Consider the following 14,499-nt stretch of genomic DNA (forward strand, 5'->3'; position numbering starts at 1 on the left):
CGGGTCAGGCGGGAGGTGCGGTGAGCATCCCGACCACCATCGCCACGAGGTTGCGAGCGAAGGGATCGGTGTCGAGCTGGGCGCGTCCTGGCGTCGAGCGGTCCCCTGCCCGACTGCGATCGGCGATGGCACGGAGCACGAAGGCGGTGACCAGGGAGAGTCGCTCGGAGCGCACGTCGTCGGGCATCGGCGGGACCCGCTGCTCGAGCAGGCCGTAGACCTCGTAGCCCCCGAGCCGCTCGAGCGCGTGCAGGACCTCGGGATCCATCGCGTCGGGATCTTCCTCGACGAGCTCGCCGAGGATCATCAGGTAGCAGCGCCCCTGCCCACCCAGCTCGGCGAGCTCCACCGCGGGCAGCACGAGCGCTCGGACCACGGAGACCAGGTCCTCGGCCGGCTGTGCCTGAGCGATCGCGAGGAGCTCTCGCTCGCGGGTCGCCAACAGGTCCAGGTGCTGCTCGAGGACGGCGACGAGCATCCCGGTGCGCGAGCCGAAGTGGTAGTGGACGGCGCCACGGTTGCGCTGGCCGGCCTGACGGGTGATCTCCAGCAGGGACGCCGTGTGCACCCCGTCCTCGGCGAAACCGCGGGTGGCGGCCTCGACCAACCGCTGGCGCGTGTCGTCCGCGGGGCCCATCAGATCCTCGGGACGATCCGGCCGAGGAGGTCGCCCATCCGGGTCGCGGCGGCGCGCCCGGCCTCGAGCACCTCCTCGTGGTTGAGCGGCTCGCCGCTGATCCCGGCGGCGAGGTTGGTCACCAGGCTGATGCCCAGGACCTCCATGCCTGCCTCGCGGGCGGCGATCGCCTCCAACGTGGTGCTCATCCCGACCAGGGTGCCCCCGATGGCGCGCACCATCCCGATCTCCGCCGGGGTCTCGTAGTGGGGCCCGGGGAACTGCACGTAGACGCCCTCGTCGAGGCTCGCGTCGACCTCGCGACACATCGCGCGCAGTCGGCTCGAGTACAGGTCGGTCAGGTCGACGAAGTTGGCGCCCTCGATGGGCGAACGGCCGGTCAGGTTGATGTGGTCGCTGATCAGGACCGGGGTGCCCGGCGTCCAGGTCTCCTTGAGGCCACCGCACCCGTTGGTCAGCACGATCGCGCGGCAGCCGGCAGCGGCGGCCGTGCGGACGCCGTGCACGACGGCGGCGACGCCCTTGCCCTCGTAGTAGTGCGTCCGGCTCAGGAAGACGAGCAGCTGCTTGTCGCCGGCTCGGACTGAGCGGATCCTGCCCGAGTGGCCGGCGACCGCAGCCGCCGAGAAGCCGGGAAGGTCCTCGGTCGACAGCTCGGCAGTCGCCTCACCCAGGGCGTCGACGGCCGGGAGCCAGCCGCTGCCCAGGACCAGGGCGACGTCGTGTCGCTCGATGCCGGTGCGCTCGGCCAGGGTGGCCGCGGCCTCGGCCGCGAGCTCGTGTGGGTGTGGTGGGTCGCTGTCAGGAAGATCGTCGTTCACGTCACGCACCCTAGTGCTCGGGCCGAGGCTCGTTGCGGAGCCGGATCGAAACGTCGCTCAGAGACCGGTCGAGCGGCAGGGACGGCGTCGCAGGGCACCCACGTAGTCGTCCGGAGCGTCGGCGGCCTCTGCCGCGTCGGCCAGGATCCCCAGCGTCACCGCCGACGGCAGGCCGCCCTCGAAGGCGTCGAGGACGTAGACCCAGGCCACGACCTCGCCGGTCATCGTCGAGATCCGGACCTTGGTCTTGCGGTAGAGGCCGGAGTCGGCCTGCTCCCACTCGTCGAGGGCTGCCTCGTCCTGGGTCGGCACGTCGTAGACGGCGACGAAGACCTGCTCGAACGGATCTTGGACCAGGGTCGAGAGGGCCCCGTCCCAGCCGTGCTCCTCGCCGCCGAAGGTCAGGCGCCACCCCTCCAGCCATCCCGTCGTGCGCAACGGCGAGTGGGGACAGCGCTCGCCCATCCGTGCGGGATCGAGGTTGGTCCCGTAGGCGGCGTACAACGTCACACCCCAGACCATAGTGGGCGGCGTGAGTCGACCAGCGCGGGACACTAGGGTGGGGACCGTGAGCCACTTCGATGTCCTCGTCCTCGGTGCCGGCCCTGGTGGCTACGTCGCCGCAATCCGCGCAGCCCAGCTCGGCAAGTCCGTTGCCGTGGTGGAGGAGAAGTACTGGGGCGGGGTGTGCCTCAACGTCGGTTGCATCCCCTCCAAGGCGCTGCTCAAGAACGCCGAGCTGTCCCACGTGCTCACGCACGAGAAGGACAAGTTCGGCATCGAGGGCGACGCGACCATGTCCTACGGCCCCACGCACAAGCGTTCGCGTCAGGTGAGCGCCGGGATCGTCAAGGGCGTCCACTACCTGATGAAGAAGAACAAGATCACCGAGGTCGACGGGTGGGGCACCCTGACCGGCGCGACCTCCGTCGAGGTCAAGGACTCCGACGGCAACACCACCGAGCACACGTGCGACGACCTGATCATCGCCACCGGCGCCAAGGTCCGCCTCGTGCCGGGCATCGAGCTGAGCGACAACGTCGTCACCTACGAGGAGCAGATCCTCGACGAGAACCTCCCCGGCTCGATCATCATCGGCGGATCGGGCGCCATCGGCGTCGAGTTCGCCTACGTGATGAAGAACTTCGGCGTCGACGTCACCATCGTCGAGTTCGTCGACCGGATGGTGCCCACCGAGGACGCCGCGGTCTCCAAGGAGCTCGCCAAGCACTACAAGAAGCTCGGTGTGAAGGTGCTGACCTCCACGGCCGTCAAGGGGGTCGAGGACACCGGCTCCGGCGTCAAGGTGACCGTCGCTCCTGCCGGCGGAGGCGACGAGGAGGTCCTGGAGGCCGACAAGTTCCTCGCGGCCTTCGGCTTCGCTCCGCGCGTCGAGGGCTACGGCCTGGACAGCATCGGCGTGAACGTCACCGAGCGCGGCGCCATCGAGGTCGACGCGCGCGGCCGCACCAACGTCGAGCACGTCTACGCGATCGGTGACGTCACCGGCAAGATGATGCTCGCCCACGCCGCCGAGGCGATGGGGATCGTCACCGCCGAGACCATCGCCGGCGCGGAGACGCAGGAGATCGACTTCGACATGATCCCGCGCGCGACCTACTGCCAGCCGCAGATCGCCTCCTTCGGCTACTCCGAGGAGCAGGCCAAGGAGAAGGGGTACGACGTCAAGACCGCGACCTTCCCCTTCTCGGCCAACGGCAAGGCGCAGGGCCTCGGCGACACCGCCGGCTTCGTGAAGATCGTGGCCGACGCCGAGCACAACGAGATCGTCGGCGGTCACCTGATCGGGCCGGACGTGACCGAGCTGCTGCCGGTGCTCACCCTGGCCCAGCAGTGGGACCTCACCGCGGACGAGGTCGCCCGCAACATCTTCGCCCACCCGACGCTCGGCGAGTCCGTCAAGGAAGCCATCCACGGCATCGCCGGCCACATGATCAATCTGTGATGAGCGGCGGACCCGAGTCCAACAAGGTCGTCATCCTCGGCGGTGGCCCCGGCGGCTACGAGGCCGCGCTCGTCGCTGCCCAGCTGGGCGCCGAGGTGACGGTCGTCGACTCCGACGGCATCGGCGGCTCTGCGGTCCTCACCGACTGCGTGCCCAGCAAGACCTTGATCGCCACTGCCGAGCTGATGAGCGAGGTCGCCGGCGCGGCCGAGCTGGGCGTCAACTTCCGAGACTCCGACGGTGACGCGGCCACGAGCCTGCGCGTCGACCTGGGACGGGTCAACGAGCGCGTCAAGCGGCTGGCGGCCGACCAGTCCGGCGACATCGCGCGTCGCCTCGACAAGGAGGGCGTGCAGGTCGTCCCGGGGCGCGGGCGGCTCGACGGGCCCAACCGCGTGGTCGTCGGCGACACGTCGTACGACGCCGATGCGGTGCTGGTCGCGACCGGTGCTGCGCCGCGCACCCTGCCCACCGCGCAGCCCGACGGCGAACGGATCCTCACCTGGGAGCAGGTCTACGACCTCACCGAGGTGCCCACCGAGCTGATCGTGGTCGGCTCGGGGGTGACCGGCGCAGAGTTCGCCAGCGCCTACCTGGCGCTCGGCATCCCGGTCACGCTCGTGTCCTCGCGTGATCGCGTGCTGCCCGGGGAGGACGCGGACGCCTCGCTCGTGCTCGAGGACGTGTCCAAGCGGCGCGGGATGACCGTCCTGTCCAAGTCGCGGATGGAGTCGGTGACCCGTGCAGGCGACATCGTCACCGTCACGCTCACCGACGGTCGCAGCGTGCAGGGATCGCACTGCATCCTGGCACTCGGCTCGGTGCCGAACACCACCGACGTCGGCCTGGAGGAGTCGGGGGTGATCCTCAAGGACGGCGGCTTCGTCAACGTCGATCGGGTCTCGCGCACCTCGGCGCGAGGCGTCTACTCCGCGGGTGACTGCACCGGCGTCCTGATGCTGGCCAGCGTCGCGGCGATGCAGGGCCGGATCGCGATGTGGCACTTCCTCGGTGACACCGTGCACCCCCTGGACCTCAAGAAGGTCTCCTCCAACGTCTTCACCGCCCCCGAGATCGCCACGGTCGGCTGGTCGCAGCAGGCCGTCGATGCCGGCGAGATCGCCGCCGAGGCCGTGATGCTCCCGCTCTCGGGCAACCCGCGCGCCAAGATGCAGGGCGTGCGCGACGGGTTCGTCAAGCTCTTCTGCCGCCCGGGCACCGGCATCGTCGTGGGCGGTGTCGTGGTCGGTCCGCGAGCATCGGAGCTGATCCATCCGGTCGCCCTCGCGGTCGCCGAGTCCCTCACCGCCGACCAGGTGGCCCAGACGTTCACGGTCTACCCGTCGATGAGCGGCTCGATCGCCGAGGCGGCACGGCGCCTGCACCGCGTCTGAGTCCGTCTGGGTCCGTCTGGGTCCGTCTGGGTCCGCTACAGGTCGGAGAGCAGGTCCTCCATCCGGCGGATCTCGCCGTTCTGGACGGCGATCACGTCGGTGGCCATCTCGGTGACCCGGACGTCCTCGCCCTGGGCGAGGAGCTCGTCGGCCATCCCGACAGCTCCGTGGTGGTGCTGGATCATGCCGGTGAGGAAGAGTCGGTCGAAGTCGGCGCCGTCGGCAGCCGCCAGGGCGGTCATCTGGTCGGGGGAGAGCATGCCGACCATGCCACCGGCAGCACCTGCCATCGCGTTCATCGAATCGACGTCGTCCTGGGTGGGCTCGGGCAGGCCGTGGTCGACGAGCCACGTCGCCATCACGATGATCTCCCGGCTCTGACCCCGGTCGATGGAGCGGGCCAGGGCCAGCACCCTGCGGTCCTCGGCCCGGGTCTCGGCCAGCTCGGCCATGGCGAGCGCCTGGGCGTGGTGCGGGACCATCATCGTCAGGTAGGTCGCGTCCGCGACGTTCCAGTCGGCCGACTCGGGTGGGGCGGGAACCGCTGCCATGTCGTGCGAGCCGTGATCCGATTGAGACTGTCCATCGCCGGGGGTGGCCGTAGGCTGCTCCCCAGTGCATCCGACCGATGCGCCCGACACGAGCAGCACGAGGCCCACGAAGCGGGCTGCGGCCGCGGTCGGACGGAGTCGGGGGAGCACGCGACGACCCTATGCTCCCGGGAGAAACTGTGAAGCTGATCGCCCCTGCCGGCCCCTTCGGCGCTGTCGGCGCCCTCGTGCTGGCCGCCGGTCTCCTCTCGGCCGGGGTGGTCTCGCCCGCCACGGCCGATCGCGACAGTCCCTCGTGCGGTCCGGAGGAGCGCGCCCTGGAGCAGGCCGGAGACAACTTCGCCACGACCTGCGACCTGCCCGGCGCGCGCCTGGCCGGGATCGAACCGGCGCAGCCGCGGGTCCGGAGCGGACAGATCGACCGCAGTCGCAACATGCGTCAGGTTGCCCGGGTGCCGCTGGCGGGGGCGTTCACCGACGACGGGGACTACGGCACGGACCTCGCCTTCACGGGCAAGTACGCCATCGCCGGCAACTACGAGGGCTTCACCGTCTACAACATCAAGAAGCCTCGGCAGCCCAAGCGGGTTGCCCAGGTGGTCTGTCCCGGTTCGCAGAACGACGTCTCGATCTACCGCGACCTGCTGATCCTCTCCGTCGACTCGCTGCGCAGCAACGACACCTGCGACAACCAGCCGGCCTCGATGGGGCTACCGCTGCCGCTGCCCAACCCGGACAGCTGGGAGGGCATCCGGGTCTTCGACATCAGCAAGCCGGCGAAGCCGCGCTTGGTGACGTCTGTGCTCACCGAGTGTGGGTCACACACCCACACCCTGGCTCCGGCCAAGGCCGGCAGGACCGTGTTCGTCTACGTGTCGTCGTACGGTCCGAGCCCGCTGCTACCCAACTGCCAACCACCGCACGACACCATCAGCGTCGTGAAGGTGCCGGTCGCGCACCCCGAGCGCTCGCGCGTGGTCAGCCAACCCGTCCTCTTCCCCGACGGCGGGACGACCGGCGACGACTACAGCAGCGACACCAGTGGCTGCCACGACATCACCGCCTACCCCAAGCGTGACCTGGCGGCCGGCGCCTGCATGGGCGACGGCATCCTGCTCGACATCGAGGACCGCGCTCACCCGGAGGTGATCGACCGGGTGCGCGACACGAAGAACTTCGCCTTCTGGCACTCCGCGACCTTCAGCAACTCCGGCCGCTCTGTCGTGTTCACCGACGAGCTCGGTGGCGGCGGAGGCCCCGAGTGCAACAAGCAGGTCGGTCGCAAGCGGGGCGCTGACGGGATCTACGAGATCAAGAAGAACAGTCTGAAGTTCCGCAGCTACTACAAGATCCCGCGGGTGCAGTCCGACACCGAGAACTGCGTGGCTCACAACGGTTCGCTCGTTCCGGTCAGGGGCCGCGACATCATGGTCCAGGCGTGGTACCAGGGCGGCACGTCGGTCTGGGAGTTCACCAACCCCCGCAAGCCCCGGGAGCTGGCCCACTTCGACCGGGGTGCCATCTCCGACCGCAACCTCGTGCTGGGTGGGTCCTGGTCGTCCTACTGGTACAACGGCTACGTCTACAGCAGCGACATCACCCGGGGCCTCGAGGTCTTCAAGGTGAAGGCACGCTGGGCGAAGAAGGCAGCTTCGGTGAAGCAGTCGGTCTTCAACGCGCAGTCACAACCGTCCTTCAACGGCTGATGCGGCGCCTTCTCGGGGTCCTGATCACCCTCGTCCTCCTGACGGTCGGTGTCCTCACGCCGGGCCCCGCGTCGGCGGACGAGCGGGCACGGCGTACGGCGTCGGTGAGCGTGACCGGCAACGGCTTCGGCCATGGTCACGGACTCTCGCAGTGGGGCGCCTTCTACGCGGCGAAGGAGGGTCAGGGCTACCGCAAGATCCTGACGTTCTACTACCCGGGGCTCAAGCGCGACACCCTCGGCGGGAAGGTGTCGGTGCTGGTCTCGGCCGACACCACGAGCGATGTCGTGGTGCGCGACCGCTCCGGTCTGAGCGTGAAGAGCCTGGGCAACGGTCGCACCTACAGGCTCGCCAAGGGCAAGGCGACCTGGTGGCGGATCACCGCTGCCAAGGGAGGTGCGAAGAGCAAGGTCGCGTTCACCACCAAGGGTCGCAAGAAGTGGAGGACCCTGCGCACGGTGCCGGGAGAGGCGCAGTTCAGCGCCGGCCGCAAGCCCATCACCCTGCGGACGCCGACGGGCGACCGCGCCTACCGGGGCATCCTGCGCTCGGCCAAGCCGGCTGTGTCGACCAGTGAGCGCGACACCGTCAACGTCGTCAGGCTCGAGGACTACCTCAAGGGTGTCGTGCCCCGCGAGGTCCCGGCCCTGTGGCCGCAGCAGGCCGTGCGCGCCCAGGCGGTCGCGGCGCGCACGTACGCCGCCTTCGAGCGCCGCCAGCCCCTGGCGAGCCACTACGAGATCTGCGACACCACGCAGTGCCAGGTCTACGGCGGGTACACCGACGAGCACCCGTCCTCGAACAAGGCGATCAAGAAGACCAAGAAGCAGATCCTGACCACGCAGGGGCAACCGGCCTTCACCCAGTTCTCGGCCAGCAACGGCGGCTACACCTCAGCAGGCGCCGTCGACTACCTGCCGGCCAAGAAGGACCCCTACGACAAGGCCTACCGAGGATGGACGGCGACGGTCACGCAGGCGCAGGTCGCCGCGGCGCTGCCCCAGATCGGCACCCTGTCCGACGTCGAGGTGCTCGAGCGCGACGGCAACGGGGCCTTCGGCGGAAGGGTGGTGCGGATCAGGGTGAGCGGCTCGGACGGGTCGAGCGTCGTCACCGGCGACCAGTTCCGGTCGTTCTTCGGGTTGCGGTCCACGCTGTTCACGGTGGACTGACCACGCGGCGAGGTCGATCGCGGCCGCAGGTCAGCTCAGCACGAGCACCAGGTCGCCGCCGTCGACCGGCTGCGTCTTGCGCACGGCGAGGCGCTGGACGGTGCCGGCCACCTGGGCGGTGATGGAGGCCTCCATCTTCATCGCCTCGATCGTGGCGACGGTCTGGCCGGCCTCGACCGTGTCGCCCTCGGCGACCACGACGGTGACCGCACCCTGGTAGGGCGCCGCGACGTGACCGGAGTCGGACGGGTCGGCCTTCTCGGCGGTCTGGACGTCGGAGGCGATCGAGGTGTCGCGCACGCTCACGGGGCGCATCTGGCCGTTGATCAGGGCCAGCACGGTGCGGTAGCCGCGCTCGTCGGCCTGGCTGATCGACTGCACGCCGAGGATCAGGGTGACGCCCTCCTCGAGGGTCACCTCGTGCTCCTCACCCTGGCGCAGGCCGTAGAGATAGTCGAGCGTCGGCAGCACCGAGATGTCGCCGTACTTCTCCCGGGCCTCGAGGAAGTCCTTGGTGGGTCCGGGGAAGAGCAGCTGGTTGAGCGTACGACGCCTGCTCGGCGATCCTCCGGCGAGACCGGCGGCCGCGTCGTCGGTGAGCGACTCGGCCGGCGCGGTCCAGCTGCGGCCCTTCAACGCCTTGCTCCGGAACGGCTCCGGCCACCCGCCGGGCGGGTCGCCGAGCTCGCCGTTGAGGAAGCCGATGACGGAGTCGGGGATGTCGAAGGAGGCCGGGTCCTCGGCGAACGCGGCCGGGTCGGCGCCGATGCCGACCAGGGCGAGGGCGAGGTCGCCGATCACCTTGGACGACGGCGTGACCTTCGGGATCCGGCCGAGGACGTCGTTGGCGGCGGCGTACATGTCCTCGACCTGCTCGAACTTCTCGCCGAGGCCGAGGGCGATCGCCTGCTGGCGCAGGTTGGACAGCTGGCCGCCGGGGATCTCGTGACGGTAGACCCGGCCGGTGGGGGAGGGCAGGCCCGACTCGAAGGGTGCGTAGACCCGTCGGGTCGCCTCCCAGTAGGGCTCGAGGTCGTTGATCGCCTTCAGCGACAGGCCGGTCTCCCGGTCGGAGTGGTCGGTGGCGGAGACCAGCGCCGAGATCGGCGGCTGCGACGTCGTCCCGGCCATCGCCGCCGATGCGGCGTCCACGGCGTCGACGCCGGACTCGATGGCGGCGAGCAGCGTGGCGAGCTGGCCGCCGGGCGTGTCGTGGGTGTGCAGGTGCACGGGGAGGTCGAAGTTCTGTCGCAGTGCGGTGACCAGGGTGCGCGCGGCTGGCGCGCGGAGCAGTCCGGCCATGTCCTTGATGCACAGCACGTGGGCGCCGGCCTCGACGATCCGCTCGGCCAGCTTGAGGTAGTAGTCGAGGGTGTAGAGCTTCTCGCCCGGGCTCGAGAGGTCGCCGGTGTAGCAGAGCGCGACCTCGGCGACGGTGGTGCCGGTGGCGCGCACCGCCTCGATCGCCGGGCGCATCTGCTCGACGTCGTTGAGGGCGTCGAAGATCCGGAAGACGTCCAGCCCGGTGGCCGCCGCCTCCTCGACGAACGCCTCGGTCACCGCGGTGGGGTACGGCGTGTAGCCGACGGTGTTGCGTCCGCGCAGCAGCATCTGGAGACAGATGTTGGGCATCGCCTGACGCAGCGAGGCGAGCCGCTCCCAGGGGTCCTCGGAGAGGAAGCGCAGCGCGACGTCGTACGTCGCCCCGCCCCAGACCTCGGCCGACCACAGCTGCGGAGTCGTGCGGGCCACGACCGGGGCGGCGGCGAGCAGGTCGCGGGTGCGCACCCGGGTGGCCAGCAGCGACTGGTGGGCGTCACGGAAGGTCGTCTCGGTGACGGCGACGTCCTTCTGGGCGCGCAGCTGGCGCGCGAACTCCTCGGGTCCGAGCTCGAGCAGTCGCTGGCGGCTGCCGTCGGGGGCCGGCACGTCGAGGTCGATCGACGGCAGCTTGGTCGTCGGGTCGATGCTCACCGGGGCCGGTCCGTGCGGTTGGTTGACGGTGACGTCGGCGAGGTAGGTCAGCAGCTTGGTGCCGCGGTCGCTCGATCCACGAGCCTGCAGCAGCTGCGGGTGGGTCTCGATGAACGACGTGGTGACCCGACCCGCGGCGAAGTCGGGGTCGTCCAGGACGGCCTGCAGGAAGGGGATGTTGGTGGAGACCCCGCGGATCCGGAACTCCGCCACCGCACGGCGCGCCTTCTCGACGGCCTTCTCGAACGTGCGTCCGCGGCAGGTGAGCTTGGCGAGCATCGAGTCGAAGTGCGCCGAGACCTCGGCTCCGGTGTAGACGGTGCCGCCGTCGAGACGCACGCCGCCGCCGCCGGGGGAGCGGTACGTCGTGATCACTCCGGTGTCGGGTCGGAAGTTGTTGGCCGGGTCCTCGGTGGTGATCCGGCACTGCAGCGCGGCGCCGCGCAGCTGCACGGTGTCCTGCGAGAGCCCGAGGTCGGCGAGGGTCTCGCCGGCCGCGATCCGCATCTGGGACTGGACGAGGTCGACGTCGGTGACCTCCTCGGTCACGGTGTGCTCGACCTGGATGCGGGGGTTCATCTCGATGAAGACGTAGTTGCCGTTCGGGTCGAGCAGGAACTCGACGGTGCCGGCGTTGCGATAGCCGATCTCGGTCGCGAACCGCACGGCGTCGGCGCACATCCGGTCCCGCAGCTCGGGGTCGAGGTTGGGTGCGGGCGCGAGCTCGACGACCTTCTGGTGGCGACGCTGCACCGAGCAGTCGCGCTCGAACAGGTGGATCACGTTGCCGTGACCGTCGGCGAGGATCTGGACCTCGATGTGGCGCGGCTCGACGACGGCCTGCTCGATGAAGACGGTCGGGTCGCCGAACGCGCCCTCGCCCTCGCGCATACAGGTCTCGACGGCCTCGCGCAGGTCCTCGGGGCGCTCGACCCGGCGCATGCCGCGGCCGCCGCCGCCGGCGACCGCCTTGACGAACAGCGGGTACGGCATGCCCTCGCCGTCGCGGGCGGCCTCGGTCGCGGCGATCAGGGCATCGACGTCGGTGCCCGGCTCGACGGAGGCCAGCACGGGCACGCCGGCAGCCTTCGCGGCCGCGATGGCGCGGGCCTTGTTGCCGGTCAGCTCGAGGATGTCGGAGGTCGGCCCGATGAAGGTGATGCCGGCGTTCGCGCAGGCCTCGGCGAGGTCGGGGTTCTCCGAGAGGAAGCCGTAGCCGGGATAGATCGCATCGGCGCCCGCGCGCACGGCGGTGGCCACGATCCCCTCGGGGTCGAGGTAGGCGCGGACCGGGTGGCCGCGCTCGCCGATCTCGTAGGCCTCGTCGGCCTTCAGCCGGTGCTCGGACCACCGGTCCTCGTGGGGGAAGACCGCTACCGTCCGCGCGCCCACCTCGTAGGCTGCCCGGAACGCCCGGATCGCGATCTCGCCTCGGTTGGCCACCAGCACCTTGGAGAACATGGCGCCCAACCTAGTGGGCAGGGCGTCCCACGGGTGTGTCCGTCTCACTCGTCGCCAGGAACTGCTCGGCCAGTCCCGGCAGCGCGGCGTTGGCCAGGGCGACGGCGTCGCTGACCGGGACGTCGACCAGCGTCACGGCGCCGCGTCCCCCCGCCGTGGTGGCGACGAGTGTGGTCAGCCCGAGCCGACGCTGGAACCACGTGGCACGCAGGTTCCAGCCGATGACGTCGCCGACGGCGAGTGCCTCGCGCCGGCGCGCGAGGCTGCCCGAGCGAGCCACGACGTACCCCTCGACCAGCGCGTGGCCCAGGCCGGACGCACGATCGGCCGCGACCACGCAGGCCAGGCCGAGCAGGGCGAGCGTGGGCAGCAGCGGCCACCAGGGGCCGCCGGTGAGGGAGACGACGAGGGCGAGAAGCGGCAGGACGCTGGTGGGTACGACGGCGCGCGTCCAGCGCCGCCGTCGGGCGGCGGGACCGTGGTCGCGCAGGCGCCCGGTGATCGCGTGGGTGCTCTCCACGACCTGCGACGCCACGTCGAGGACCAGTCGGTCCGGAGCCGGGGGCACCAGGCTCGCGCTTCCCGGTGCCTTGCGGTCGACGCCGGTGACGATCGCGGTGAGGTGACGCCCGCGGGCCACGCGCAGCGCGAGGCCCTCTCCCAGTGACACCCCGGCGACGCGGTCCTCGTCGAGGCTGGTCTCGCGGGTCGTGAGCAGCCCGCGCGAGACGTGCCACGACCCGTCGGAGCGGGTGAGACGGAAGCCCCAGTTGGTGACCAGGTAGCCGATCACCGAGATCGGGACGACCAGGAGCAGCAGCACGAGCACGATGCCGACGACGGCCAGCTCGGAGGGGACGGGGACCGAGCTGACGTCGACCCGCTCCCAGCTGTCCGTGATGTTGAGGAGCTGGGAGAGCCCGCCGAACACGGCCGCCGCCACGATCAGGCCGGCGCCGGTGAAGGGGGCGAAGCGCAGCCACGACGGCTCGAAGACCACCAGTGGTGGGGCCGGGGGCGCCGGGGCGTCGTCGGGGCCGAGGTCGTCCTGGCCGGTGGCCTCGCGGAGGAGCTCACGGCGCAGCTCGCGCGCTCGCTCCACGGGGAGCCCGTCGAGATCCAGGTCGCCGTCGTCGCTGCCGCCCGTCCCGGTGCCGATGCGGACCATGGTCAGGCCGAGCATCCGATGGATCAGCGTCGAGGTCAGGTCGACCGTGCGGACCCGGTCCTGCGGGGTGGACAGGACGTGACGGTTGAGCAGGCCGCGCCGCAGCTCGACGCGTCCGTCGGCGACGCGGAAGCGGGTGGTCAGGTAGCGCAGGACGCCCAGCACGATGGGGATCAGCACGCCCAGGTAGTGCAGGGGCGGGCCCCCTCCGGAGGAGCCGGCGAGGAAGAGCCCGAGCAGGACCGGCAGGAAGCGCAGCACCTCGCGGACCGGGTGGACGAGCAGCATCCTGGGGTCGAGGCGTTGCCACTCCCGGTCGCGGGCCAGCTCAGGGGTGGGAGCGCCGTACGGGGCGTCGTACAGGCCCGGTCCGTGGGGGAAGTACGGGTTCGGCGGTGGGGGAGGTGGCGGTGGCGGTGGTGGGGTCTGCCCGCTCACGTCGCGTCACCCTCGACGGCGTCGGCCTGGCGAGTCAGGTCGTCGACCAGCTGTCGCGCGACCTGGCGGTCGAGTCCGTCGATGCTGATCGCCCCGGCCGCGGAGGCAGTGGTGACGGTGACGCTGGCGAGGCCGAAGAGCCGGGAGATCGCCCCCTCGGCGTAGTCGACGGTCTGGATCCGGCTCATCGGCGCGATACGTCGTTCCCTGGCCCACCATCCGGTCTGGGTGTAGACCGCCGTGTCGGTGGCCTCCCAGCGGTGGACGAGGTAGCGCCACTGGGGGACCACAGCCACGTACGTCACGACCACCACCGCCAGGGCGAGCACCATCCACCAGCGGACCGCGTCCATCGTCAGCGCCAGCGCTCCCGCGATCACGACGAGGACCAGACCCTCGACCCCGGCGCCGAGCTGCCACATGACTCGCGCACGTGGGCTGACCCGGTGGGCGGGGTCGCGCAGGGTGGGCGGCCCAGTCGTCGCGTCGGTCATGATCCGAGCCTAGGTGCCCGGGGTGCTCGATCCAGGATCGAGATCGGCGGCGGCCAGGATCGAGCTCGGCAGTCTCCTCGGTGGGATCGCCCGGCGGCAGTCCGAGCGGGTGGAAGGGCGCGTCGTCGCCCCGGACCATGCCGCCCAGCCAGAGGTCGATGGCGAAGACGAGGTGGCGCAACGTCTCGACGACGGACCACTCGCCGTCGACCTGTTCGTGGCGCCGGGCCTCCGGGAGGCGCTCGGCTCGGCCGAGGGTCTCGGACCAGCTCGCGGTCACGGCGTCCCAAGCTCGGCGGTGGTCGTCGGCCGTCACGAGGCTCCGCAGGGCGACCCGCTCGGGGAAGCGCCGGTCGAGCTCGTCGCTGACGTACGACGTCACGTCGATGCCCTCGACGCGGATGCTCCCGAGCTCGCCGCCGAAGGCCCACAGGTCGACGTCGTCGAGCACCGATCCGCGCACCCGCAGTCCGCGCAGGTCGCACTCCCGGAAGGTCGTGTGCTGATGGTCGGCGCCGACGTGGAGGTGCTCGGGCAGCTCCAGGTCCATGCCGAGGAGTCTCACACATCATCAGTGCCGAGTCGGCGCCTACAGGTGTCGACGCGTTGGATGTGACCGGGGGATGAGGCCACGAATCATCCACAGCCCTGTGCACAGCATCGTTGTCCACAACCCCCATGGTTGAGCCAGATTGACTGTCCGGCAGTGTCGGTGGT

11 protein-coding genes and 1 pseudogene are annotated in these 14,499 nt (G+C 70.6%); 4 read left to right on the plus strand and 8 right to left on the minus strand.

The genetic code is table 11. The features are described 5' to 3' along the window. Positions 1–4: 4 nt before the first annotated feature. The 3 genes from Q1K33_RS12830 to Q1K33_RS12840 are packed head-to-tail and all read right to left on the minus strand — an operon-like array spanning position 5 to position 1,968. Positions 5–637, minus strand: a complete 633-nt coding sequence (locus Q1K33_RS12830; RefSeq protein WP_300404539.1) for a TetR/AcrR family transcriptional regulator — start codon at positions 635–637, stop codon at positions 5–7. Further along, a complete protein-coding gene (locus tag Q1K33_RS12835; protein WP_300404540.1) occupies positions 637–1,458 on the minus strand; it encodes a purine-nucleoside phosphorylase in 822 nt (273 codons plus the stop codon). Before Q1K33_RS12835 ends, Q1K33_RS12830 begins: the two co-directional genes overlap by 1 nt. Positions 1,459–1,515: 57 nt before the next feature. Further along, the gene (locus tag Q1K33_RS12840; RefSeq protein WP_300404542.1) at positions 1,516–1,968 is read right to left on the minus strand and encodes a gamma-glutamylcyclotransferase family protein; all 453 of its coding nucleotides are present in this window, start codon (positions 1,966–1,968) and stop codon (positions 1,516–1,518) included. A gap of 58 nt (positions 1,969–2,026) precedes the next feature. On the opposite strand from Q1K33_RS12840, the gene lpdA reads away from it, so the two are divergent. Together lpdA and Q1K33_RS12850 are read left to right on the plus strand one after the other, a co-directional pair. After that, positions 2,027–3,424, plus strand: a complete 1,398-nt coding sequence (gene lpdA, locus Q1K33_RS12845; RefSeq protein WP_300404544.1) for a dihydrolipoyl dehydrogenase — start codon at positions 2,027–2,029, stop codon at positions 3,422–3,424. Further along, positions 3,424–4,818, plus strand: coding sequence for an NAD(P)H-quinone dehydrogenase (locus Q1K33_RS12850; protein WP_300404546.1), 1,395 nt, complete (start codon positions 3,424–3,426; stop codon positions 4,816–4,818). The genes lpdA and Q1K33_RS12850 overlap by 1 nt, the downstream gene beginning before the upstream one ends. Before the next feature lie 35 nt (positions 4,819–4,853). Here Q1K33_RS12850 and Q1K33_RS12855 read toward each other — a convergent pair whose 3' ends face one another. After that, a complete protein-coding gene (locus Q1K33_RS12855; protein ID WP_300404548.1) occupies positions 4,854–5,369 on the minus strand; it encodes a DUF305 domain-containing protein in 516 nt (171 codons plus the stop codon). Between the two features lie 179 nt (positions 5,370–5,548). Between Q1K33_RS12855 and Q1K33_RS12860 the strand changes: the two genes are divergently transcribed. Together Q1K33_RS12860 and Q1K33_RS12865 are read left to right on the plus strand one after the other, a co-directional pair. After that, complete coding sequence (locus Q1K33_RS12860; protein WP_300404550.1) at positions 5,549–7,075, plus strand: hypothetical protein; 1,527 nt, start codon at positions 5,549–5,551, stop codon at positions 7,073–7,075. Beyond that, positions 7,075–8,247 (plus strand): SpoIID/LytB domain-containing protein, encoded by a 1,173-nt coding sequence (locus Q1K33_RS12865; RefSeq protein ID WP_300404552.1) that lies wholly within the window; start codon positions 7,075–7,077, stop codon positions 8,245–8,247. The genes Q1K33_RS12860 and Q1K33_RS12865 overlap by 1 nt, the downstream gene beginning before the upstream one ends. Positions 8,248–8,277: 30 nt before the next feature. Here the strand turns inward: Q1K33_RS12865 and Q1K33_RS12870 are convergent, their stop codons facing one another. From Q1K33_RS12870 to Q1K33_RS20760, 4 genes and pseudogenes are all read right to left on the minus strand, one after another. Further along, positions 8,278–11,682, minus strand: coding sequence for a pyruvate carboxylase (locus Q1K33_RS12870; protein WP_300404554.1), 3,405 nt, complete (start codon positions 11,680–11,682; stop codon positions 8,278–8,280). Positions 11,683–11,692: 10 nt separating this feature from the next. Beyond that, complete coding sequence (locus Q1K33_RS12875) at positions 11,693–13,288, minus strand: PH domain-containing protein (RefSeq protein WP_300404556.1); 1,596 nt, start codon at positions 13,286–13,288, stop codon at positions 11,693–11,695. Further along, the gene (locus Q1K33_RS12880) at positions 13,285–13,782 is read right to left on the minus strand and encodes a PH domain-containing protein (RefSeq protein WP_300404559.1); all 498 of its coding nucleotides are present in this window, start codon (positions 13,780–13,782) and stop codon (positions 13,285–13,287) included. The genes Q1K33_RS12875 and Q1K33_RS12880 overlap by 4 nt, the downstream gene beginning before the upstream one ends. 82 nt (positions 13,783–13,864) lie before the next feature. Beyond that, positions 13,865–14,332, minus strand: a pseudogene (locus Q1K33_RS20760) (DinB family protein); the annotation flags it as partial. Between the last annotated feature and the right edge of the window lie 167 nt (positions 14,333–14,499).

This window comes from Nocardioides sp. (genome assembly GCF_029937575.1).
Classification (GTDB): domain Bacteria; phylum Actinomycetota; class Actinomycetes; order Propionibacteriales; family Nocardioidaceae; genus Nocardioides.